Source organism: Bacillus cereus group sp. N24 (assembly GCF_016483345.1).
Classification (GTDB): Bacteria; Bacillota; Bacilli; order Bacillales; family Bacillaceae_G; genus Bacillus_A; species Bacillus_A toyonensis.
In genome coordinates, this window is record NZ_JAEHCA010000015.1 from 76,711 (window position 1) to 99,970 (window position 23,260).

The following is a 23,260-nucleotide window of genomic DNA, read 5'->3' on the forward strand; positions in this document are numbered from 1 at the left end:
GAAGATTCCTTATTTTCTGTTTTTTATTGACGCTTACATATATTTTTAGTTATCATAACCTAATAACCGTCTATTTTACGACAATTCTAAAAAATACAAACAAACATACGTAACAAGGAGGAAATTTATGAAAAAAGAAATACCTTTTGGAATAGCGATTATCCCTATTATCATTACCGTTGCAGTTATGATGGTTACAATTGTTGTATTAAAACAAAGCCCTCACGTTCCACTTATTATCGGTACGACCGTTGCTTCTATCGTCGCTTGGCGTTACGGTTACAAATGGAATGATCTTGAAGAAGCAATGTATAAAGGGATTCGTCTTGCATTACCCGCTATCGTCATTATTATTCTTGTTGGATTAACAATCGGTGCTTGGATTGGCGGTGGAATCGTCGCAACAATGATTTATTACGGTTTAAAACTTTTAACTCCATCACTATTTTTAGTATCCATTACCATTATCTGTTCTATCGTTGCATTAGCGATTGGTAGCTCTTGGTCTACAATGGGAACAATTGGTGTTGCCGGAATGGGCATTGGTCTAAGTATGGGTATTCCAGCCCCAATGGTTGCTGGTGCCATTATTTCAGGCTCTTATTTTGGCGATAAAATGTCACCGCTTTCAGACACAACAAACTTAGCCGCAGGATTAACAAATACAGATTTATTCGCACATATTCGTCATATGTTATTTACTACAATTCCAGGTTTAATTATTACTCTTATCGTCTATGCTTTCTTAGGAAGAAGCTTCGGTGATAACAATATTGATGCGCAAAGCATCGATCAAACATTACAAGTCTTACAACAAAACTTTGTTATTTCACCTTTCCTATTAATCATACCCGTAGCCGTTATGGTATTGGTCGCTAAAAAGGTTCCTGCCATACCAGCCATTCTCGTCGGTATTATTTTAGGATTCTTATCACAAGTCTTTATTCAAGGTGGTTCTGTCTCAGCATCTGTCGGTGCACTCCAAGCTGGATTTGTTATAGACACTGGAAACAAGCTAGTAGACGAACTATTTAACCGCGGTGGCTTAGATTCGATGATGAATACAGTCTCTATGACAATTGTCGCTATGACTTTCGGAGGAGTATTAGAACATACAGGTATTCTTCGCTCAATTGTAAATCAAATTTTAAAGTTAGCAAAATCAGCAAAAGGGCTTATCGCTTCTACTATCGCATCTTGTTTTGCAACAAACCTTACTTGCTCTGAACAATATATTTCAATTGTTGTTCCTTCAAGAATGTACGCAAATGCATACACAGAAAAAGGACTACATTCAAAAAATTTATCCAGAGCATTAGAAGATGGCGGAACATTAACTTCTGTCTTCGTTCCTTGGAATACGTGCGGTGTATTTATTCTCGCTACACTTGGCGTAGGTGCATTTGAATATGCCCCTTATGCTATTTTGAATTTCATCGTACCTATTATCTCAATCATTTATGGTATAACAGGCTTCACAATTGTAAAACTATCAGACATTGAAAAAGCAGAACTACTAAAGAAACAAAAAGCGCAACTAGAAGCTTAAAAATAGCGGTAAATTCAGTTCATATAGTGCGCGAGGTCGCCCTTGTTGATAGGGCATTTCCTCGCCGCAAATATGAGCATACCCGTAATCAACTAATTTTTTTAACAATCTTTCTGTCGATCGCCGGGTCACTTGTAAGTACTCAGAAAGGTCAGCTGCTGTAAACTTCAATGACGGATGCGATTGACTAAATTGAATGATTTTTGACAAGTTGGCCGGACTAAGCTTCGTTTCCTTCGCTATTTTCATTAGTTCCGGATTATCATTTTTCAAACTTTGTACTCTCTGTTCTTTCGGGAACGGACCAAATAAATCTTTATCACTTGTTAGTATATAAAAACAACGATCTATTGGATTATTCTTTGCAAAACTTTGAGCAATTTTTGCATTTTGCTCCGCCTCTTTCACGGTTTTTCCATAACCAAATCCAATAGCTATCGTTCCTTCTACGCTCGCAAACAAGTTATGTATCGCATTTGTTTTAATAATCGATTCGATATCACCACGAGTTGTATACAAAATGCATGTCATTTCATCCACTTGTTTAAATGAACCACGTAGTTCTTTTGAAATGACATCTAGTTTTTCAAGCACACTCGTTCGTAATTCTAAGGAAGAAATAATACAAGCACCAACAGTAGCTGAATAGCTTTTTGCTAACTCAGCTTTTATTTTTGCATCTTTTAGCCCATGTATAATGGACTGTGTTGGATCAATCATACGCTCTGAAGGAACACCTATTTTTTGAAGCTCATCGTAAACAGCGTGAATACTAGTTAAAGCTAAATGAGCCTCTCCGGATTGATATTTAGCTACATGAAAATCAATGACTCTATTTATTTCCTCTTTACTCCACAACATATTTTCATAATCCAACACTTGTGGCTTTTCTTTTATACCGATATCGCGGCATACATTTGTAATAAACGAACGGTCTACTAAATCGATTGAAATTTTATGCGGTTGAATACCTTGATGATACATGACAGAAAGAAGTGAAGATGCAACCGTTGTCTCATCTTGCTGTAAGTACGTACTTGGAATTCGTAATTGTTCTCTTATTTCTTTTGCCATATAATAAGGTAAGGCACCTGAGAAAAAGATAACATCACAAGGCTTTAAACGCTTCAATAGTTCAGAAGATTCTGCCGGATGAAGGTAAACATATGGATCAATTTCTATTTCTTCTAATTTATGAGCAATAGGGAAAAGATTCTCCATAAACTCCTTTGAACCGACAACTGCAATTTTTATTATCATTTTCTCTAACTCCTTATTATTAATTAACGACCATTTAACGTCAACTATATCAAATGTATAAAACTATTGTAAACAGGAAGGGGTTTCTATTCAATGAAAATTACAGCTATTCATCTTTACGCAATTCGTTTACCACTTCGCAATCCGTTTGTTATTAGTTATGGTTCTTATTCTGATATGCCTTCTATTATCGTCAAAATGGAAACAGACGAAGACATTATCGGTTACGGTGAAGGCGTTGCTGATGATCACGTCACAGGTGAATCATGGGAAAGTACTTTCCATACTTTAAAACATACGCTAGCTCCTGTTCTAATCGGGAAAAATCCAATGAATATCGAAAAAATACACGACATAATGGACAATACCATTTACGGTGTGCCTACAGCAAAAGCTGCGATTGATATTGCTTGCTTTGATATAATGGGCAAAAAACTAAAACAACCTGTATATCAATTAATTGGCGGGCGCTACCATGAAGAATTTCCTATCACTCACGTTTTAAGCATTGCTCCTCCAGAAGATATGGCGGAAGAAGCTGCTTCCATGATTCAGAAAGGTTATCAATCTTTCAAAATGAAAGTCGGTACGAATGTAAAAGAAGATGTAAAAAGAATTGAAGCTGTGCGTGAACGTGTAGGAAATGACATCGCCATTCGTGTTGATGTGAACCAAGGCTGGAAAAATAGCGCAAATACATTAACTGCACTTCGTTCATTAGGACATTTAAACATCGACTGGATTGAACAACCTGTTGTAGCGGATGATATTGACGCAATGGCTCATATTCGTTCGAAAACAGACCTTCCGCTTATGATTGATGAGGGATTAAAAAGTTCTCGTGAAATGCGCCAAATTATTAAATTAGACGCAGCTGATAAAGTAAATATAAAACTAATGAAATGCGGCGGCATATATCCCGCAGTAAAGCTCGCTCATCAAGCAGAAATGGCCGGCATTGAATGCCAAGTGGGATCAATGGTCGAATCATCCGTTGCCTCTTCCGCAGGATTCCACGTCGCTTTCTCAAAAAAAATCATTACAAGTGTTGAACTTACAGGTCCGTTAAAATTCACGAAAGATATCGGAAACCTACATTACGACGTACCATTCATTCGCTTAAAAGAAAAGCCGGGACTAGGCATTGAAATAAACGAAGATACATTACAAGAACTAACCGTCTTTCAAGACGTTGTACGCTAAAGGAGGACTAACGCATGACTGTTCTATATGAAGGAACATTAAAACAAAACGAACAACCATTTCACGTTACATTACTATCAAGAAAGCACATCGAACAAATTTTATCATTACAAAACATTATAGTTGAAGCGTTGGAAGATAAAAGTCGTTTACAACCACTCTCACAAGAAGAATTTCAATATATTCTAGAAGGAAACGGCATGATGATTGGCGCTTTTATCGAAAATGAACTCATCGCATTTCGTGCTCTACTCGTCCCTCCTATCGACGATGAACATTTAGGACTCGATATCGGATTACACGAAAGCGAATTACAAAGCGTTATCTATCAAGAAATCTCAAACGTTCATCCGAACTGCCGAGGAAATGGGATGCAAAAAATATTAGCAAAAGTCATTATGGAAGAATTGCAAAAAGAAGATAGCAAATATGATTATGTATGTTGCACCGTTGCTCCTTTTAACATTCCAAGTTTGAAGGATAAGTTTGCGCAAGGGATGGAGATTGCTGCGCTGAAAGAGAAGTATGGTGGTAGTATGCGGTATGTTTTTGTGAAGGAATTGCGCGGGGACAAGGAGAGAGATTGGACGGAGATTAAAGGCGTTCCGATGAGTGACGCTGGTGAACAGCAGGCTTTGCTTTCGGAGGGGTATCGTGGGTATGAGATGGAGAAAACAGCAGATACTTTCATTGTGAAGTTTGGGCGATAATCTATATGCTCGAAAAAAGGGGATGTCCCTTGTGACATCTCCTTTTTTCGATCCTTTGAACAATTTTATGGTAAATGAAATTATATCAACGATTTTTCGAATATATCTATCATAACTTACAATATATCAACGGTTTTTCAAATATATCTATCAAAACTCACAATATATCAACGATTCGACAAGGAATATCGATTTACCGACAAAAATCGATATTCCTAAATCGTCATCTTCCAACTAGATAACGCTAACCAATTCTCCATTTCCTTATAATCAGGCATTATCTTTCCGACAAGGCGCCAAAAAGAACGATCATGATTTAAATGAACCATATGGCACATTTCATGAACAACTACATAGTCAATCACTCGCTGTGGTGCCATCGCTAGCTTCCAATTAAATGTTAATTGTAAATTAGAATCACAAGTTCCCCACGTACGACTACTATCTGTAATACGAATAGATCGCGGTTTTGTTTTAAAATTACTTTGATGCGCTTTAATACTCTTCTCTACTAGCGCTTTACACTGCTTATAATAAAATCGTTTTAAAGCTTGTTGTATTTTCTCATCCTTAAGCTCTTTCACATAAATATGTAGCTTATCCCCTTCAAACACTGCATTGTCTTGCTCCATACTTGTATCTTGAGAAATCTGTATCGGATACGTACTTCCTAAATACAGAAATTCCTCTCCTTGATCATAATCTTTTTCCTGTGGTCCAAGCACTCGCTCCTGCATTTCCTTACGGGTTCTCTGAATCCAATCCCACTTCTCCTCTAGCAACTGGACTAAGTATTCAACAGGTGTCCCTTTTGGAGCTTGCACTTCCACATTTCCGTACGAATCTACAAAAAGACGCACGGACTTTTTCTTCTTATAAGTTATATGAAAATTAATTGTCTCACCTAAATATGTATGTATCATTTCATCACCTAGCGTATTATTTTACAAATAAAAAAGAGTAGGATACAAACGTCCTACTCTACTTATTATATCATTTACTGCTTTAACAAACTCATTATCCTCTATACTTTACAGCTAATCCTTTAATGAAATTCCTTGCGTATCTATCGCCGCACTCTTTGTAATTCTTATGGCCTTTCTTTCTTAATAAGGCGCCTAATTCTCCTTTTGTCACCGTAACTCCTACGCTATCTAATATATCAAGCACATCCTCAGTCGTTAACGATAGTGCAATTTTCATTTTCTTTAGAAGAAGGTTATTGGCACTCTCCTTGCTCTGTACAGGTGCCGGTTGTCCTGGTTTCGGATCTTGCTTTCCTCTTTTTAAAGTAATAAATCCATTTAAAAATGCTTCTAACATCATCATATCGCATGTTTTTACGTACTCATCTTCGATTATATCAGCATCTTCAGGTTCATGCTGAGGAGCTCTTTTTATTTTTGTAAGCATATCAACTACGTCTTCTTTCGTTACTTCCATCCCGCCAAGTTTAAAGATTTCCACCATATCTATATCTCTTATATCTAAAGCATATCTTACTCTCTTTAATATATCGTTGTTGCTCATTGCCATTGTTTTGCCTCCTGAAATATTGATTATAGTAATGCTTTTAGCATGTATAAATTAATGTCGTCAAGTTACTACTTTAACATTTTAGGGGGAGGTTTTGTAGTCTTAGGTGGATTAATGCTTTTGGGGATGATTTTAAAACAGCAACATATGTTGTTTAGGTACTTGGCATTATCCATTTATACCCAATTAAATTATTTAATTGGGTATAAAAATGCTGAACGAAATTTCGGACATGAGGACCCAATGCTAACAGAATATACATATGGAGAGTCAGGAGCTAATACCGAAAAGCTCCTAAAAGTACAGAAGGGAGATTCACTATTAATTAACACACTTGAAAATGGACTAACCTAATATAGGTTAGTCCATTTCTTTTTATGCAACTCTAATTTAGTGGGCAACTCAAACATGAATGTTACGCAAAATTCAGGTGAAATATATTGATTATGTTTACTTAGGTTTTACTTTTTATTTGCGTTACGGTTCACCGTAACTAATCTAAACGAGGTTATTGTTTATTATTTGTATAATTAAATTTAACAAAAAAAGTCGTGCCTTCCGATCCTGTTTGAATTTCTATTTTTGCATTATGACGGGCAGCAATGGCATAACATATACCTAGCCCCAATCCAGTTCCATTATCTTTGGTCGTGTAAAATGGAGTACCCAGTTTCTCTAATACTTCAGGTCTGATACCTTTTCCTTGATCCCGCACTGCAAGCACCACACAATTTTGACCTTCCTTATAGGTGCTAATAGTTAGAGTTTTCCCTGTACTCATCGCTTCTAAGCCATTACGGTATAGGTTTATTAATAATTGCCGTATCTCGTTACGATTTAAAAGTAATTCCGGAATGTCATTTGTATCGACTTGAATATATTTATTTTGATTATGCGTATCAATCTTTATTAAAGGAATCGTATCATGGATAATTAAATTTAAATCTAACATCTGCAAATCCGATTTCTTTGTATTACCCATTGAGAGAAATTCAGTAATAATAGAATTGGAGCGGTCAAGTTCTTCTATCATTAAATTAAAGTATTTATTATGTTTCTCATAGATGTTCTCTTCTTTTAATAACTGCAAAAATCCTCGTACTGTTGTCATTGGATTTCTAATCTCATGGCTAATACCTGCTGCCATTTGCCCTATTAAATCTATGTTTGATAACCTTTTCAATTCCTGCTCATATTGCTTTTTTTCCGTTATGTTTTTAAAAATACAACAAATACCATCATCATACGGGTATGCACTAACTTCGTACCAATATTCATCAGATATAGAAAGAAATTCGAAATGAACTGTAGTTCGCTCTGACATTGCACGATGAAATTCCTTATACATAACTGTGTCGACGCTACTCGGGAAAACCTCCCGTATATTCTTGCCTAATACATCTTTTGCTGTTTTTCTTTGTGGAAAATATTGATGCTTATTTACGTACGTAAATTCCCATTTATTATTCAAAGTAAAGAATCCATCCGTAATACTTTCGATCACACTTGTAACTTTTTCATTAGCAGTAGCTAGTTCTCTCGTTCGCTCTTCCACCATGCTTTCAAGTTGATCCATATATAACAAGTTTGAAAACGTAGGAGCTGTGGCATCAACGATAGATTTTGCCAATTGAATTTGGGAATTATCGTAATTATAAGATTTTCCCTCTTTACCAACGACGATTACCCCTAATACTTCTCCCATTGAAACCAATGGGATCATCAAAAGACCCTTACTATCTATATTTTTTGTTTGAATAACCTCTTGGATCTTGGCGTCATAGCTTTTTTCCATCAAATCCGCTTCTGTCCAATTACAGTCCTTACTTAACTTCGTTGTTTTAATCATTGTTTTGTCTAACGGGTCTAAAAGGTGGGCAACCACGTTTTTACTCTCTAAAATCTGTCCTAAGTAAAAAAAACATTTATCAAAACTCTCCTGTATCGAGGAACACATTGATAAATCACGGGTAACATTTAGTAACAACTGCTTCTCGGCAATAAGGTTTTCCTTTTGTGTTAAATTATTTGCGTTTTGAATTGCGACCGCAGCCATATTTACATAAGCTTCAACACTTTGAATTTCTGAATCTGTTAAGTTCATTGGAGTTCCATAATCAAATAAAAAAACCAGACCAAATAACTCTTGCCCAAATGAGATAGGCAAGGCTAATAAGGACTTAATTTTGAACGCATCAACTGGTCTCGGATCCGGCCGATGATCCTTTGAGGTATCAGGGATATAGATCGTTTTTTTGGTTTCAATAACTTCTTTTGCCAGTAAGTCTATTTCAGGATCAATTACTTGCGTATCGAGCGTTACACCATTTATGGTCTCTGGTTTTCCTGCAAACCCTCTAAATGTTCCATCTTCCTGGGGTAAATAAATTCCAACAGCATTGCACCTAACAATCTCCTCTGATATCGCCATTGTTACACGCTGCAATACTTCACGTAGTTCTAATTTTGTATTTATTATTTTTGTTATATTCGCGAGCCTAGAATATCTCGCCTGATCACTTAACATTCATATGGCCTCCAATTATAGGCATAATAAAATAAACATGATAATATCAGTGAAAATCAAGATCAACCGGCCATTTCCGATTTTCTCCTGTATTCTTTTCTTCCCCCTGTTTTACATAGAATACCTCACTTACTTATGATACGGTTCACCTTAATTAAAATGAAACAGTGTAACTTTCAAAAGTTACACTGTTTCACTACTTTCTACCACGTTAACACTCGCCTCAAACTTATCAAGTAATGCGCGTACTTCATCCGTCGATTTCGTACTCATCAATTGATTTCTTAGTTCAGCAGCTCCAGGGAAGCCTTTTACATAAATTTTGAAGAAGCGGTGAAGCCCTGTGATGGAGCGTGGTAATACTTCTGCATATTGATCTTGAAGATCGAGTTGTAGTCTTAAAAGATCTAAATGTTCTTTACTGCTATGCTCTCTTGGCTCTTTTTCGAAAGCAAATGGATTTTTAAAGATACCTCGTCCGATCATTACACCATCAATGCCGTATTTTTCAGCAAGTTCTAGCCCCATTTTACGATCAAGGATGTCTCCGTTTATTGTTATTAACGTATTTGGTGCAATACGATCACGTAATTTTTTAATTTCCGGAATTAGTTCCCAGTGCGCATCTACTTGGCTCATTTCTTCTCTTGTACGTAAATGAATAGAAAGGTTTGCAATATCTTGTTTAAAAATATGCGTTAACCAATCTTCCCACTCACTTAACTCTTTAAAGCCAAGTCGCGTTTTTACGCTGACAGGTAATCCGCCCGCTTTTGCTGCTTGAATTAATTCTGCTGCAACGTCTGGACGTAGAATAAGGCCGCTACCTTTTCCTCTCGATGCTACATTCGGTACTGGGCATCCCATATTAATATCGATACCTTTAAATCCTAACTCTGCCATACCTATACTCATTTGACGAAAATATTCAGGATTATCTCCCCAAATATGCGCTACCATTGGTTGTTCATCTTCTGTAAAAATTAAACGGCCACGTACACTTTTCATACCTTCTGGATGGCAATAGCTATCCGAGTTTGTAAACTCTGTGAAGAATACATCCGGTCGGCCAGCTTCACTTACTACGTGACGGAAAACGACGTCTGTCACATCTTCCATTGGTGCAAGTACGAAAAATGGTCGTGGTAATTCACGCCAAAAATTATCTATCATTTCAAATTCAAATCCTCTCATTATGAATGCAATTTCAAACTCTCAATTTATAATTTGTGAAAATCAGCAATATTTATTTTAACTAAAATCGCTTATGAATGGTATTTTTGTAAACCAAAAAGCAGATGGTATAGATTTTTCCTATATCAACTGCTTTTCTATTATACCAACTTAAGCCAAGCCACACACTCCACATGAGTCGTATGCGGGAACATATCAACAGGCTGTACTTCCTGTGTTTTATATCCGCCTTCTTCTAGTACTTTTAAGTCGCGTGCTAATGTTGCTGGGTTACATGATACGTATACGACGCGCTTTGGTTTCATGTCGATGATTGTATTTAATAGCGCTTCGTCACAACCTTTACGCGGTGGGTCTACGACCATTGTGTCGGCGATTACGCCTTCTTTGTACCATTTTGGAATGACTACTTCTGCTTCTCCTACGCCAAATTCAGCGTTTGTCATGTTGTTTAGTGCTGCGTTACGGTTTGCGTCTTCGATTGCTTCTGGGACGATTTCAACGCCGTACACTTTTTTCGCTTTTTGCGCTAGGAATAAAGAGATTGATCCGATTCCGCAATATGCATCAATTACTGTTTCGTTACCATCTAACTTTGCGTATTCTAGCGTTTTATCGTATAGCACTTTCGTTTGTTCTGGGTTTACTTGATAGAATGAACGTGCTGAAATCGCGAATTTAATGTCACCGATAAAGTCATAAATATATTCTGATCCGTACAGTACTGTCGTTGTATCACCGAAAATAACGTTTGTACGTTTCGTATTTACGTTTTGAACGATTGATTTTACTTCTGGGAATTTCGCTGCAATTTCTTCAATGATTGCTTTTTTGTTTGGTAATTCTGCTGTACGTGTAATGAAGACAAGCATAATTTCCCCTGTTACTTGTCCGTAGCGAGCCATTACGTGGCGTAGTGTTCCTTTGTTACGCTCTTCATTGTATGCCGAGATACCATGTTTCTCACAAATACGTTTCACTTCTTGAATTAATGCATCGTTTTCTTCTGCCTGAATTAAGCATGATTCCATATTAATGATGTCATGCGTTCCTTGACGATAGAAGCCAGCTACAAGTCCGCCTTCACGTTCCCCAATCGGTACTTGTGCTTTATTACGGTATACCCATGGGTTCTTCATGCCTAGTACAGGATGAACAGGGACATCGCTTAACCCGCCGATACGCTGCATAACGTCACGTACTTGTTTTTCTTTCGCTTGTAATTGTCCTTCATATGTTAAGTGCTGAAGCTGACAACCGCCGCACTGGTTGTATACTGGGCATTCTGCATCTTTACGATACGGGCTCTCTGTATGAAGTTTTATCAAACGACCAAACGCGAAGTTTTTCTTCACTTTAATAATTTTAATTTGTGCTTCTTCACCTGGTAGTCCGTTTTTAACGAAAATAGGATAACCCTTTATTTTCGCAACACCGGCACCATCGTGTGTTAAATCTTCAAATACTACATCTATAAACTCGTTTTTTTCAACTGGTGGCGTCATTTTTGTACTCATTTTCCGACCTCTCTTTTTCATAACACTGCGTTACATTTTATCATACTTATATGGTCTATTTCTATTGGAAGAAAAAAAGCTATTGACGATAGTTCTCTAGTAATGTTACGCTACTACTAATTTAATACGGACGATGTTACCTCATATATACTCGATAATATGGATCGAGAGTTTCTACCCGGCAACCTTAAATTGCTGGACTATGGGGAAAACTAATGAATATTAGCCTATGCGCAAAAAAGGACTCATATTGATTAGCTTTCTCTCATAGATGAAAGTGAATCCATATGGGTCTTTTTTTATTTTTACTTTTCTAAAAGGTCAGACATCTTACGTATGACATAAAACCTCTTTGTTTTATTTTTAGTAATATAACGAGCGTTTTATGTACAAACTTTATACGAACTTCTGAAAGGGGCAACTACATGCAATATGTAATGAGCATTATCGGTATTCTTGTCGTTTTAGGTTTATGTTTTGCTTTGTCAAACAACAAAAGTAAAATCAACTTCCGCGCAATTGCAATTATGATTGGTTTCCAAATTTTAATCGGTTGGTTTATGTTTGCTACAAAGGTTGGTCAACAAATCATTATTTTCATTAGTAAAGTTTTCAACAAACTAATTAAACTTGGTACGACAGGTGTCGATTTTCTCTTTAATGGGATTCAAAGAGATTTTGTCTTTTTCTTAAATGTATTATTAATTATCGTATTTTTCTCAGCACTACTTTCGATCTTTAGTTATTTAGGTGTTTTACCATTTATTGTTCGCGTTGTCGGCGGTGCAATTTCAAAAATTACTGGTTTACCACGCGTTGAATCATTCCACGCAGTAAACTCTGTATTCTTCGGTTCAAGTGAAGCGTTAATCGTTATTAAAAATGATTTACAGCATTTTAACAAAAACCGTATGTTTATTATTTGTTGTTCTGCGATGAGCTCCGTTTCTGCTTCTGTTACAGCATCATACGTAATGATGTTAGATGCGAAATATGTACTAGCTGCTCTTCCGCTAAACTTATTCTCAAGCTTAATCGTTTGTTCGTTATTAACACCAGTTGATACGAAAAAAGAAGACGAAGTGATTCAAAAATTTGATAGAACTCTATTTGGAGACAGTTTTATTGGCGCAATGATTAACGGTGCGCTTGACGGGTTAAAAGTAGCTGGGATCGTTGCTGCATTAATGATTGCTTTCATCGGTGTTATGGAAGTTGTAAACTACGTAATTAGCGCAGCTTCAGGTGCAATGGGACATGCTATTACGTTACAACAAATCTTCGGTTATATACTTGCTCCATTCGCATTCTTAATGGGTATTCCAACTCAAGATATTATCCCAGCTGGTGGTATTATGGGTACGAAGATTGTATTAAACGAGTTTGTAGCAATCCTTGATTTAAAAGAAACAGTTACAACATTAGCTCCACGTACAGTTGGAATCGTTACAGTATTCTTAATTAGCTTCGCAAGTATTAGCCAAATTGGTGCGATTGTTGGTACAATCCGTGCCCTTTCTGAAAAACAAGGAAGCGTCGTATCTAAATTTGGTTGGAAAATGCTATTCGCGTCAACACTTGCTTCTATTTTATCTGCGACAATCGCTGGATTATTTATCTAATAAAAAACTCCACCTTACTTCTATTTTTCTAAATGAAGTTTGAGTGGAGTTTTTTACTATCTTCTATATAAACTACTCAAAAAAAACGTAAGACCTCTTTCCGAATTATTCCAAAAATGTATTCCCCTATATATTCTATGATGATATGATGGACAAGGGTATAAGTGACTATAATTAAAACACAATAGAAGGATGATAGAATGAAGAAATATACATATATCGCTTTACTTTCCTCTGCTATTCTCGTAGGTTGTAACACTAGTAATGCTAGTGATAAACAAATAAAAGAAACAACAGCGGAACAAGCAGTTGAACCAAAAAAAGCACAAGCAAAAACAGTAGAAATCCCTTTAACGCAAGGGGCTATCACATGGGATTCGTATGAATATAACGCACAAAACACCACGCTTTATACAAAAAACTTAAGAGATTCATTTAAACAAGTACGTTACAATATTTGGCGTACTGCCGATGGACCTGAAAGCAAACAAACTTTTACTTCACAAGAAAAAGATCGTGATTTTGCCCTCCCACTTCATTTAAAAACATTTCATTTAAAACGTGGAGAATTTCAAATTGAAACAGTAGGGATTAAAGAAGATAATACGGAAACAAATCTAGTAACATCTAAAATTACATTCCAGCAACATGTACCATTTTTGATGTATCATGCGATTGAAAAATACCCTGGACCAGGTGATGGTGATTACGGCTTATACGTACCGCCTGAACAATTCGAAAAACATATGCAGTATTTAAAAGATAACGGTTATACGATGCTCACATTTGAACGTTGGAATGATATAAACCGTGTTAATAAACCTATTTTTATAACAATGGATGATGGTCGAAAAAATAATATGAATGCTCTTCATGTTTTACAAAAATTAAAAGATGATACATTCCAACCTGCAGCAACTGAATTTCTTACTTCAAATGAGATAGACAAACCGAACCGTCTATCAACAGATGATATAAAACAAATGAGAGATTCAGGTATTTTTTCTATTCAATCTCATACTGCAAATCATACAATGATGGCTCATTCAGGTAATTATGATGAGGAATTACGCGGTTCTAAAGAAAAAATTGAAACTCTTACCGGTAAAAAGGTCATCGCTCTCGCCTACCCAGTCGGCTCTTATAATGACCCAGCTGTCGAAGAAACAAAAAAACATTATGAGTTCGCAGTAACTACCGATCACGGCAATCATATTACAAAAGGCACCCCAAACGAGCAACTCTTAATTAAACGCCATTTTGTAGGACCTGATATGTCAATGGAGAAATTCGCATCTCTTATAAAGTAAACCATAAGATATTTTAAATCTTACTAAAAAATGAAAGAAGAGATCTGTTTACAGTCACTAACCTATCCCCCATCTAAAAATGATACGATAAACAAGGGTAAGTCCCCACCGCTCTTACAGCGGTGGGGATTTTAAATATAAGTATGCAACATACTACACAATAGAAGGTGATTTTATGAGAAAATACGCAACAATTGCTTTATGTACGTCTGCTATTCTAGCAGGATGTAATACTAGCACTATAAGTCCAGAACCTAAAAAAGAGAAAAAGGTTCAAGAAGTTAAAAAACAAGAGGAGACTGTGCAAGAACAAGGTAAAATTTCTTATAATCCGATTACACACGATTCTACAAACACAAGTATCCATATTACAGAAATAAAAGATTCTCTAACCGAAGTACAATATAAAATTTGGCGCACTGCGGATGGAAAGGAACATGCTAAATCTTTTTCTTCTAAAGAAAAGGAGAAACAATTTACACTTCCATTTGACATAAAAGAATTTGAAGGAAAACGCGGTGAGTTCCAAATTGAAGCAACAGGAGTCAAGGAAGATGGAAAAATCATCTCACTCACAAAATCTGCTATTACTTTCGAGCAAAAGGTTCCCGTTCTTATGTACCATGCAATCGATGATTATCATGGACAAGGCATTAAAGACTTATTCGTATCACCTGCTAACTTTGAAGGCCAAATGAAATATTTAAAAGATAACGGTTATACATTATTAACGTTTGAACGCTGGGGCGATATTAATAAAGTCAACAAGCCAATTTTTGTTACATTTGACGATGGTATGAAAAATAATATGACTGCATTTCATATTTTGCAAAAACTAAAAGACGATACTTTCAAGCCGACAGCAACAGAATATATGATTGTTGATAATGTCGATGTTGAAAGTTCTCTCTCTACAAATGAAATAAAGGAAATGGTTGATTCCGGTATTTTCTCAGTGCAGTCTCATACAGCAACACATGCTGATTTACCGAAGATTACAAACTACGAAGAAGAATTAAAAGGATCGAAAGAAAAGCTAGAAAAAATAACAGGTAAGCCCGTTATCGCAATTGCTTATCCATTCGGCCATGTAGATGATAAAGTCATTACAGAAACGAAGAAATATTATCAATTTGCGACGACAACAAAGCCTGGAAAGTTCATTACGAAAGGTGAACCGGATGAGTTGCTAAAAATGAAACGTGTTCGTATACACCATACAACTACAGTTGAACAGTTCGCTTCTTCCATTAAATAAATGTGAGAGCTCAATACATTTTGAGCTCTCTTTTTACTTTATATTTATATATATTTTTAGAATTTTCTTGTATTATATATAGTAAGAAATCTTTCAAACTAAAGGAGATTATACATATGTCATTTGAACAAACGTTAGAGAAGTATGCTGCCCTTGCAGTTAATGTTGGTGTTAATATTCAACCCGGACAAACTTTATCAATTAGCGCACCTCTTGAAGCTGTACAATTCGTACGCCTCGTTACAGAAAAAGCATATAAATCTGGTGCAAAACACGTATATGTTGATTGGAATGATGAGACGTTAACACGCTTAAAGTTCGATCTAGCTCCTGAAGAAGCATTTGCTGAATTCCCTTCTTGGAAAGCACATGCTCGTGAAGAATTAGCAAAAGAAGGCGCTGCATTTATGTCTATTTATGCAGAAAACCCTGATTTATTAAAAGGGGTAGAAGCAACACGTATCGCAACAGCTCATAAAGTGGCTGGAGAAGCGATGAAAGTATACCGTGATTACGTACAAGCCGATAAAGTAAGTTGGTGTGTAATTTCTGTTCCTACGAAAGAATGGGCTGCGAAAGTATTCCCTAACGTAGCACCAGAAGAACAAGAAGCAAAACTATGGGATGCTATTTTCAAAGCTACTCGCGCTGATTTAGAAAACCCTGTAGAAGCATGGAAAGAACATGATGAAACATTACATACAAAAGTAGATTACTTAAACGAAAAGCATTATAAAGCTCTTCACTATACAGGTCCTGGAACAGATTTAACAATTGAACTTCCGGAGAAACATGTATGGGCTGGTGCCGGTAGCTTAAATGAAAAGAACGTACCATTTATGGCTAATATTCCAACTGAAGAAGTATTTACAATGCCACTTAAAACGGGTGTAAACGGCCAAGTTTCTAGCACAAAACCGTTAGTATTTGCAGGTAACATTATCGATAATTTCACGTTAACATTTGAAAACGGGCGTATCGTAGACTATAAAGCTGAATCTGGTGAGGAAGCTTTAAAACATTTAGTAGAAACAGATGAAGGTTCTCACTTCTTAGGAGAAGTCGCTTTAGTGCCTCATGACTCACCAATTTCAAACACAAATATTTTATTCTACAATACACTATTTGACGAAAATGCATCTTGCCACCTTGCGATTGGAAATGCTTACGCATTTAACTTAGTTGGTGGAAAAACAATGTCTAAAGAAGAACTTGCTGAAAACGGCGCAAACGCTAGTATCACACACAACGACTTCATGATCGGATCAGCTGAGCTTGATATCGACGGTATTACAGCTGATGGAAGACATGAGCCGATTTTCCGTAAAGGTAACTGGGCATTTTAAATTAACCAAAATAAAAACACATTGGATGATCCAATGTGTTTTTATTTGTTCGGCTTCAATTCAAATTTTATCGTTCTATTCTCACGTGTAAACTCCGGCCTGTATGTGGCGATATATGTATTTTCTTTATCTACATCAAATCGCATGATGTCTTGGATTTTTTCATCTGGTGCTACCTTTTTACTAATGAAGCTATCATATTTATATTCTTTAAACTTTGTACCTTTCTTATTTGTAATCTCAAATTCGTAAAATGCAAAAGGTATTTCTTTTTTACTATTATTTTTCACCGTGAAAACAATCCCTAAAATATCATCTTTCTTTTTATCTATGGTGTAATCTGGATACCCTAATTGGACTGAATCGAGAGTTACTTGCAAACCATCTACATCTACTGTCTCACCTATTTTATAAATTTTTTCTTGAACGTTCTCTTGTTTACTTTCATTACTATTTTCAGTCTCGGTACAAGCACTTAAACTAAAAACTATGCCACAAATTAAAACAATTTGACTCACCTTTTTTAACATACTTTTTCCTCCACATAAGACAACATTTCATATGTATCATAACAAAACCCTTTACACTTTCTTGTCATATTTTGTCGTATTAATTGCTAACTTCATAAATAGAAAAAAGCTATCTTCTACACAAGATAGCTCTCATGATGCCGATGATACTTTAAGTCCAATTACACCTAAAACGATAAATAAAATACAACACGCTTGGAATAAGTTAATATGCTCTTTAAAGAAGTATATACTAATAATCGTAATAAGTAGTGTCCCTAGGCCAGACCAGATCGCATAAGCAATACTTAAGTGAATCTTTTTTACAACGATAGCAAAGATACTGAAACAAATACCATAACAAACGAAAATAAGTACACTTGGAACAAGCTTTGTTAAGCCATTCGATAATTTCATCGCAATCGTTCCAGCTACTTCAAAAATAATTGTAACAAGTAATAATAGCCAATATATCATACTGGAATCTCCTTCTCTGTTACCTTATAGAGATTCTAGTGTACTACTTATAATCCTAATGAAATGTATTTGATTTCTAAATATTCCTCGATGCCGAAATGACCGCCTTCACGCCCGATACCACTTTCTTTAAATCCACCGAACGGCGCTTGTGCAACTGACGGAAGACCATCATTTAAACCGATAATACCGTACTCTAGCGCTTCACTAATTTGGAACGCTTGGCTAATATCCTTCGTAAAAATATACGCAGCTAAACCGTATGGTGTATTATTTGCACGTTCAATTACTTCTTCAACTGTTTTAAATTTCGCAACTGGTGCAACTGGTCCAAATGTTTCTTCAGTCATACAAAGCATTGTATCATTTGCCAATCCAATTACAGTCGGCTGAATGAAATGTCCATCTAGCTCTGTAACCTGTTGGCCTCCATATAAAAGTTCTCCACCTTTTTGAACTGCATCTTCAATATGTTCTTGTACTTTTGAAACTGCATTCTCATCAATAAGTGGTCCTACAGTAGTTCCCGCACCGAATCCTTCTCCGACTTTAAGTTGCCCTACTGCCTTTTGGAACTTCTCTACAAATACTTCGTATACTTCTTCTTGAACGAATACTCGGTTTGTACATATACACGTTTGTCCTGCATTACGGAATTTCGAACCAATAACGGCTTCTACCGCTTTATCTAAATCTGCATCATTCATTACGATAAATGGAGCGTGACCACCTAATTCTAATGAAACTTTTTTCATCGTTTGCGCAGCGCTAGCCATTAACTCTTTCCCAATTTCCGTTGATCCTGTAAAGGACACTTTTCGAACGCGCTCATCTTCCATCCACGTATCAGCAATTGCTTTTGCACTACCTGTTACAATGTTTATTACACCTTTTGGAATTTCCGCTTCGTGTGCTAATTCAGCTAACTTCAATGCAGTTAACGGTGTTTGACTTGCAGGCTTTACAACTGCTGTACAACCTGCTGCAAGCGCTGGAGCTACCTTTCTCGTAATCATAGCCGCTGGGAAGTTCCACGGTGTAATAGCTGCCATAACCCCAACTGGTTGCTTCATAACTAAAATACGTTTGTTCGGATGAGAAGCAGGAATCATTTCACCGTATACGCGCTTCCCTTCTTCTGCATACCATTCAACAAAGCTATTTGCATAATTCACTTCACCAAGCGCTTCTGCAAACGGCTTTCCTTGCTCCTTCGTCATAATCGCTGCGATTTCTTCTTTATTTTCATCAATAAGTGTGAACCACTTTTTTAATTTCGTTGCACGATCCGCGGCTGTTAATTTTGACCATGTTTTAAAAGCCTCATGCGCCGCATCAACGGCTTGCTTTGCCTCTGTTATCCCGCCCTTTGGTACAGTTGCAAATATTTCTTTCGTTGCTGGATTGTTTACTTCGATTTGCTCTTGCAGTGTAATCCACTCACCATTTATATACATCGCTTTTTTCTCTACATTTACAAACGTCGATTTTTTATCCAATATTTTCTTCCTCCTCTATGAACTTCTTAATCTTCCTAGTGGCAGCAGATTGACTTATTTTTAAAAACTCTGCTACTTTATAGCTTGATCCACATGTTTTATACGCTTTTAAAATAATATTTCGTTCCACTTCTTCCAACATTTTATAGAGACTTTGACCTGACTGTTCAACTGTTGATTCCTGCATTGCTATTGGTAAATCCTCTATCGTAACGATATCGTCAGCAGTAATAACAATTCTTTCAATTACATTCTCTATTTCTCTATTGTTTCCTTCCCACGGGTATCCAACAAACATTTGTAACGTACTAGGTGCTAACTTTACATCACGTCCGTACTTTTTATTAAAGTGCTGTAAATAATGATAAACGAGTGGTAAAATGTCTTCTGTTCTTTCCCGAAGTGGCGGAATTGAAATCGGAATGACATTCAGACGATAATATAAATCTTTCCGAAATGTTCCTCGTTTCACCATCTCACTTAAATCTCTATTTGTTGCCGCTACAATTCGAACGTCCACCTTTTTTAATTCTCTTCCGCCTATAGGACGAAATGTTTTTTCTTGCAATACTTGCAGAAGCTTCGCTTGAATTTCAAGCGGCATTTCACCAATTTCATCTAAGAAAAGAGTCCCTTTATGTGCTGACTCTAATAATCCCTTTTTCCCTTCACGATTTGCACCTGTAAAAGACCCACCTGAATATCCAAAAAGCTCCGATTCAATTAAATTTGTTGGCAAAGCCGCACAATTAATTTCATAGAAACTTTCATTCTTCCGGTGACTTACTTCATGTAGATGACGTACTAAGCGGCTTTTTCCCACGCCTGTCTCACCTAAAACGAGAACAGTACTATCTACCACAGATACTTTTTTAATCGTTTCTATTATTTTTTGCATAGCAATGCTTTTAAAAATAAGTCCTTCATGTTCATATGTTTCTCTTAATTCTTTTTTGTATGTTTTTAACTGATTATCCATTTCCTCTACCTTTTGTCGTAATTGATAGAGTTCAGTAAGATCTCGAGAATAACTAATCACTCTTCTTAAATTTCCCTCATCATCAAAAACTGGCCTCGTCCGAACATGTAAATACTCTCCCGATTTCGTCGTTTGAACGAGTTCAATCGGTCTCTTTTTTTCAATTACTTCTAATGTTGCAGATGGATAAAAGATTCCATCCTTTTGTAGTTCCTTTACATGTTTACCTACTAACTCTTCAGCAGCTAGTTGATAGTGCCTTTCGCATGTACTATTTACACGTACAACGATTCCCTGCTCATCTGTAACAAAAATTTCGTCAAACGCATATTCAAATACATCTTTTAAATCCATTAACACTCGTTCCTTTTCTGCAACCATCCTAGCCACCCCTAACTTCAAATCCATCGATTCACTTCACTACCTTTATTATAAAGTGAATTTTCTGCATTTTATATAGAGTCAGCTAGAATGTTTGCGATTTATCATTCAGTTTTTATACACGGGCGATATTTGCTTGCTCATAACAAGCTTGTAATGATTCTTCAATAATCGTTAAACCTTCCTCAAGTTGCTCACCTGTAATAACCAATGGCATTAATACACGGACAACATTTCCATATGTCCCCGCAGATAACAAAAGTAATCCTCGTTTATTTGCTTCCGCACACAAATTAGCTGTTAATATTTTGTCAGGCACTTTCGTCTTACGATCTTGAACGATCTCAAATGCACACATTGCCCCTAATCCGCGCACATCACCGATGCAATTATATTTATTTTTCATCTCTTGGAATCGGTCCATTACGACTTTTCCTAATTCTATCGCTCTATCATTTAATTTTTCTTTTTCTATTACATCCAGAACCGCTAATGCAGCCGCACATCCTAATGGACTTCCTGCATACGTTCCACCAAGCTCTCCAGGTGCAGACTCATTCATAATTTCTTTACGTCCAATAACACCGCTTATCGGTACACCAGCTCCTAATGACTTAGACACTGTAATTAAATCTGGAACGACATCATAATGATCAATTGCAAAGTATTTTCCTGTACGGCTAAATCCAGTTTGAATTTCATCCGCTACAAATAAGATGCCATGTTCTGAACAAATATTGCGTACTTCTTGAACAAATTTCTTACTTGGGACGATAAATCCGCCTTCCCCTTGAACCGGCTCCATAACAACAGCTGCAATTGTTTCTGGTGCTACTTCTGATATAAAGAAGTTCTTAAACTCTTCAATGATAAAATCATCGTACTGCTCTTCCGTTAACCCCTCTGGACGACGGTATTCATATGGGAATGGCGCTTTATATACTTCTGGAGCAAATGGACCGAATCCAAATTTATATGGCTTTACTTTACTTGTCATCGTCATTGTCATCAATGTACGCCCGTGGAAACCTTTAGAAAACGCAATAATACCTGATCTTTTCGTATATTTACGGGCGATTTTCACTGCATTCTCTACCGCTTCAGCACCACTGTTTAAAAATAGTACTTGTTTATCAAAACTTCCTGGCGCTAATGCAGCAAGCTTTTCCGCTAATTCAATATATGGCTCATACATCATGACATTAAATCCCGTATGAATGTATTGATCTACTTGTTTATGAAGTGCTTCTTTAACAGCCGGATGACAATGCCCTACATTAATTGTCCCTATTGCCCCAGCAAAATCAATATACTGATTACCATCAACATCTGTTACAAGAGCTCCATTTGCAGATTGTACAAACGTTGATATGCCGTTACTTACTCCTTTTGGTACTATATTTTGGCGGCGCTCTAATAAAGTTGCTGCTTTTGGTCCTGGAATTTGTTCATTTACTTTAGCAAATTTTTTTGTGTTCATTGCGTACCCCATCCTTTTCTTTACATTGTTTTCTCTTTTTATTGCAAAATACATGCCAACTTTCCGTTCTAGTATTCATCCTATACTCTTTGTATCCAGGCATAAAAAATAAGTCTATAAAGACTCATCAAGAGTCTTTATAGACTTATTTCCCTTGCATACTAGACTTTCCTTGTTCCCAAATAAACTCACCTGAATGAGAAATAAACTCACCAACAGATTCTACGACTAAGTCCGCAAGTGGTTCTAAAGTTTTACGGTCCCCCGTACCAGATAGTACTCCAATAGCATAACAATCACCACCGTTTTTAGCTAAATATAGATCGGTTGGCGTATCTCCAACGACTGCCACCTCACATGCCTCTAAATGAAACCTTTCACAAAAGGATTCTATAATTCTTTTATCAGGTTTCTGTGCCGGAAACGTATCAGAAGCTACAATATAATCAAAAAAGGATTCTAATTGATATTGTTTTAAAAATAATTCTGTCGGCGCAAAATCATCAGCTGTAACAACACCTAAAATAAATCCTTTATCTTTTAAACTTTGTAAAATTCTTGGTAGATCTGCCGTCATTTTCATATAGGAACGATGCTCGTACATAAGCGAAAATAATTTTTCACTTACCCATTCATGCATCTCCTCTTCCTTAGATGACTTAATATACTTACAAAGCCCCTTTGCTACATCGAGGCTTGTTCCAGCCGCTAGTGCGCTACTTGGATGAACAAATACCCCATCCACACCAATCTCTTTTAATAAAGCTTGCTGCATTGACTCTGGTAATTGATATAAATTTATACATTCCGCTACAAGCTCTTCCGCTACTTTTATCCAAATTGAGTGAAAATCCATTAATGTCCCATCTTTATCAAATAGTATTGCTTTTACCTTCTCCATAG

The 23,260-nt window shown here is 36.4% G+C and carries 20 protein-coding genes and 1 riboswitch; of the genes, 8 read left to right on the forward strand and 12 right to left on the reverse strand.

Features of this window, described 5'->3' with window-relative positions:
• Positions 1-127 precede the first annotated feature (127 nt).
• Positions 128-1,549: a Na+/H+ antiporter NhaC gene (gene nhaC / locus JDS95_RS20150; protein WP_000711508.1), complete on the forward strand. Its 1,422-nt coding sequence runs from the start codon at positions 128-130 to the stop codon at positions 1,547-1,549.
• Here the strand turns inward: nhaC and JDS95_RS20155 are convergent.
• Positions 1,538-2,809, reverse strand: a complete 1,272-nt coding sequence (locus JDS95_RS20155) for a hypothetical protein (RefSeq protein ID WP_000584379.1) — start codon at positions 2,807-2,809, stop codon at positions 1,538-1,540. The genes nhaC and JDS95_RS20155 overlap by 12 nt on opposite strands.
• A gap of 93 nt (positions 2,810-2,902) precedes the next feature.
• On the opposite strand from JDS95_RS20155, the gene JDS95_RS20160 reads away from it, so the two are divergent.
• Both JDS95_RS20160 and JDS95_RS20165 read left to right on the forward strand, forming a co-directional pair.
• Positions 2,903-4,012: a mandelate racemase/muconate lactonizing enzyme family protein gene (locus JDS95_RS20160; protein ID WP_000704472.1), complete on the forward strand. Its 1,110-nt coding sequence runs from the start codon at positions 2,903-2,905 to the stop codon at positions 4,010-4,012.
• 14 nt (positions 4,013-4,026) lie between these two features.
• Complete coding sequence (locus JDS95_RS20165) at positions 4,027-4,722, forward strand: hypothetical protein (protein WP_000217532.1); 696 nt, start codon at positions 4,027-4,029, stop codon at positions 4,720-4,722.
• A gap of 215 nt (positions 4,723-4,937) precedes the next feature.
• Here JDS95_RS20165 and JDS95_RS20170 read toward each other — a convergent pair whose 3' ends face one another.
• Both JDS95_RS20170 and JDS95_RS20175 read right to left on the reverse strand, forming a co-directional pair.
• Positions 4,938-5,645, reverse strand: coding sequence for a M48 family metallopeptidase (locus JDS95_RS20170; RefSeq protein ID WP_000582098.1), 708 nt, complete (start codon positions 5,643-5,645; stop codon positions 4,938-4,940).
• A 94-nt stretch (positions 5,646-5,739) separates the two neighbouring features.
• Positions 5,740-6,258, reverse strand: coding sequence for a YehS family protein (locus JDS95_RS20175; RefSeq protein WP_001251732.1), 519 nt, complete (start codon positions 6,256-6,258; stop codon positions 5,740-5,742).
• A gap of 126 nt (positions 6,259-6,384) precedes the next feature.
• Between JDS95_RS20175 and JDS95_RS20180 the strand changes: the two genes are divergently transcribed.
• Positions 6,385-6,612 carry a hypothetical protein gene (locus JDS95_RS20180; RefSeq protein ID WP_241033890.1) on the forward strand — a complete coding sequence of 76 codons (228 nt, stop codon included), beginning with the start codon at positions 6,385-6,387 and terminating at the stop codon, positions 6,610-6,612.
• Between the two features lie 154 nt (positions 6,613-6,766).
• Here JDS95_RS20180 and JDS95_RS20185 read toward each other — a convergent pair whose 3' ends face one another.
• From JDS95_RS20185 to rlmD, 3 genes are all read right to left on the reverse strand, one after another.
• Positions 6,767-8,785 carry a GAF domain-containing sensor histidine kinase gene (locus JDS95_RS20185; RefSeq protein WP_199690750.1) on the reverse strand — a complete coding sequence of 673 codons (2,019 nt, stop codon included), beginning with the start codon at positions 8,783-8,785 and terminating at the stop codon, positions 6,767-6,769.
• Between the two features lie 183 nt (positions 8,786-8,968).
• Positions 8,969-9,958: a tRNA dihydrouridine synthase gene (locus JDS95_RS20190; protein ID WP_199690751.1), complete on the reverse strand. Its 990-nt coding sequence runs from the start codon at positions 9,956-9,958 to the stop codon at positions 8,969-8,971.
• 161 nt (positions 9,959-10,119) lie between these two features.
• Positions 10,120-11,496: a 23S rRNA (uracil(1939)-C(5))-methyltransferase RlmD gene (gene rlmD / locus JDS95_RS20195; RefSeq protein ID WP_000105007.1), complete on the reverse strand. Its 1,377-nt coding sequence runs from the start codon at positions 11,494-11,496 to the stop codon at positions 10,120-10,122.
• Positions 11,497-11,617: 121 nt separating this feature from the next.
• Positions 11,618-11,719: riboswitch (purine riboswitch) on the forward strand.
• A 202-nt stretch (positions 11,720-11,921) separates the two neighbouring features.
• On the opposite strand from rlmD, the gene JDS95_RS20200 reads away from it, so the two are divergent.
• The 4 genes from JDS95_RS20200 (at position 11,922) to JDS95_RS20215 (ending at position 17,032) form a co-directional block, all read left to right on the forward strand.
• A complete protein-coding gene (locus JDS95_RS20200; protein ID WP_001200495.1) occupies positions 11,922-13,118 on the forward strand; it encodes a NupC/NupG family nucleoside CNT transporter in 1,197 nt (398 codons plus the stop codon).
• A gap of 200 nt (positions 13,119-13,318) precedes the next feature.
• Complete coding sequence (locus JDS95_RS20205) at positions 13,319-14,428, forward strand: polysaccharide deacetylase family protein (RefSeq protein WP_000760987.1); 1,110 nt, start codon at positions 13,319-13,321, stop codon at positions 14,426-14,428.
• A gap of 175 nt (positions 14,429-14,603) precedes the next feature.
• Positions 14,604-15,686 (forward strand): polysaccharide deacetylase family protein, encoded by a 1,083-nt coding sequence (locus JDS95_RS20210; protein ID WP_001233762.1) that lies wholly within the window; start codon positions 14,604-14,606, stop codon positions 15,684-15,686.
• A gap of 116 nt (positions 15,687-15,802) precedes the next feature.
• Positions 15,803-17,032 carry an aminopeptidase gene (locus JDS95_RS20215; RefSeq protein ID WP_000007354.1) on the forward strand — a complete coding sequence of 410 codons (1,230 nt, stop codon included), beginning with the start codon at positions 15,803-15,805 and terminating at the stop codon, positions 17,030-17,032.
• 41 nt (positions 17,033-17,073) lie between these two features.
• Here JDS95_RS20215 and JDS95_RS20220 read toward each other — a convergent pair whose 3' ends face one another.
• The 6 genes from JDS95_RS20220 to JDS95_RS20245 all read right to left on the reverse strand — a co-directional run bounded on the left by JDS95_RS20220 (position 17,074) and on the right by JDS95_RS20245 (position 23,258).
• Complete coding sequence (locus tag JDS95_RS20220; protein ID WP_000915101.1) at positions 17,074-17,562, reverse strand: DUF4352 domain-containing protein; 489 nt, start codon at positions 17,560-17,562, stop codon at positions 17,074-17,076.
• A 132-nt stretch (positions 17,563-17,694) separates the two neighbouring features.
• Positions 17,695-18,018 (reverse strand): DMT family transporter, encoded by a 324-nt coding sequence (locus tag JDS95_RS20225; RefSeq protein ID WP_000641000.1) that lies wholly within the window; start codon positions 18,016-18,018, stop codon positions 17,695-17,697.
• Between the two features lie 47 nt (positions 18,019-18,065).
• Positions 18,066-19,517 carry an NADP-dependent succinate-semialdehyde dehydrogenase gene (gene gabD, locus JDS95_RS20230; RefSeq protein WP_000358974.1) on the reverse strand — a complete coding sequence of 484 codons (1,452 nt, stop codon included), beginning with the start codon at positions 19,515-19,517 and terminating at the stop codon, positions 18,066-18,068.
• Complete coding sequence (locus tag JDS95_RS20235; protein WP_000225129.1) at positions 19,510-20,877, reverse strand: sigma-54 interaction domain-containing protein; 1,368 nt, start codon at positions 20,875-20,877, stop codon at positions 19,510-19,512. Before JDS95_RS20235 ends, gabD begins: the two co-directional genes overlap by 8 nt.
• A 115-nt stretch (positions 20,878-20,992) precedes the next feature.
• Complete coding sequence (gabT, locus tag JDS95_RS20240; protein WP_001093028.1) at positions 20,993-22,357, reverse strand: 4-aminobutyrate--2-oxoglutarate transaminase; 1,365 nt, start codon at positions 22,355-22,357, stop codon at positions 20,993-20,995.
• A gap of 145 nt (positions 22,358-22,502) precedes the next feature.
• The gene (locus JDS95_RS20245; RefSeq protein ID WP_000416652.1) at positions 22,503-23,258 is read right to left on the reverse strand and encodes an HAD family hydrolase; all 756 of its coding nucleotides are present in this window, start codon (positions 23,256-23,258) and stop codon (positions 22,503-22,505) included.
• Positions 23,259-23,260: the final 2 nt, after the last annotated feature.

Excerpts from the sequence above, each read along its gene's own strand:
- nhaC (WP_000711508.1), top strand. The coding sequence starts at position 128 with ATGAAAAAAGAAATACCTTTTGGAATAGCGATTATCCCTATTATCATT.
- JDS95_RS20155 (WP_000584379.1), bottom strand. The coding sequence starts at position 2,809 with ATGATAATAAAAATTGCAGTTGTCGGTTCAAAGGAGTTTATGGAGAAT.
- JDS95_RS20160 (WP_000704472.1), top strand. The coding sequence starts at position 2,903 with ATGAAAATTACAGCTATTCATCTTTACGCAATTCGTTTACCACTTCGC.
- JDS95_RS20165 (WP_000217532.1), top strand. The coding sequence starts at position 4,027 with ATGACTGTTCTATATGAAGGAACATTAAAACAAAACGAACAACCATTT.
- JDS95_RS20170 (WP_000582098.1), bottom strand. The coding sequence starts at position 5,645 with ATGATACATACATATTTAGGTGAGACAATTAATTTTCATATAACTTAT.
- JDS95_RS20175 (WP_001251732.1), bottom strand. The coding sequence starts at position 6,258 with ATGGCAATGAGCAACAACGATATATTAAAGAGAGTAAGATATGCTTTA.
- JDS95_RS20180 (WP_241033890.1), top strand. The coding sequence starts at position 6,385 with ATGATTTTAAAACAGCAACATATGTTGTTTAGGTACTTGGCATTATCC.
- JDS95_RS20185 (WP_199690750.1), bottom strand. The coding sequence starts at position 8,785 with ATGTTAAGTGATCAGGCGAGATATTCTAGGCTCGCGAATATAACAAAA.
- JDS95_RS20190 (WP_199690751.1), bottom strand. The coding sequence starts at position 9,958 with ATGATAGATAATTTTTGGCGTGAATTACCACGACCATTTTTCGTACTT.
- rlmD (WP_000105007.1), bottom strand. The coding sequence starts at position 11,496 with ATGAGTACAAAAATGACGCCACCAGTTGAAAAAAACGAGTTTATAGAT.
- JDS95_RS20200 (WP_001200495.1), top strand. The coding sequence starts at position 11,922 with ATGCAATATGTAATGAGCATTATCGGTATTCTTGTCGTTTTAGGTTTA.
- JDS95_RS20205 (WP_000760987.1), top strand. The coding sequence starts at position 13,319 with ATGAAGAAATATACATATATCGCTTTACTTTCCTCTGCTATTCTCGTA.
- JDS95_RS20210 (WP_001233762.1), top strand. The coding sequence starts at position 14,604 with ATGAGAAAATACGCAACAATTGCTTTATGTACGTCTGCTATTCTAGCA.
- JDS95_RS20215 (WP_000007354.1), top strand. The coding sequence starts at position 15,803 with ATGTCATTTGAACAAACGTTAGAGAAGTATGCTGCCCTTGCAGTTAAT.
- JDS95_RS20220 (WP_000915101.1), bottom strand. The coding sequence starts at position 17,562 with ATGTTAAAAAAGGTGAGTCAAATTGTTTTAATTTGTGGCATAGTTTTT.
- JDS95_RS20225 (WP_000641000.1), bottom strand. The coding sequence starts at position 18,018 with ATGATATATTGGCTATTATTACTTGTTACAATTATTTTTGAAGTAGCT.
- JDS95_RS20235 (WP_000225129.1), bottom strand. The coding sequence starts at position 20,877 with ATGGTTGCAGAAAAGGAACGAGTGTTAATGGATTTAAAAGATGTATTT.
- gabT (WP_001093028.1), bottom strand. The coding sequence starts at position 22,357 with ATGAACACAAAAAAATTTGCTAAAGTAAATGAACAAATTCCAGGACCA.
- JDS95_RS20245 (WP_000416652.1), bottom strand. The coding sequence starts at position 23,258 with ATGGAGAAGGTAAAAGCAATACTATTTGATAAAGATGGGACATTAATG.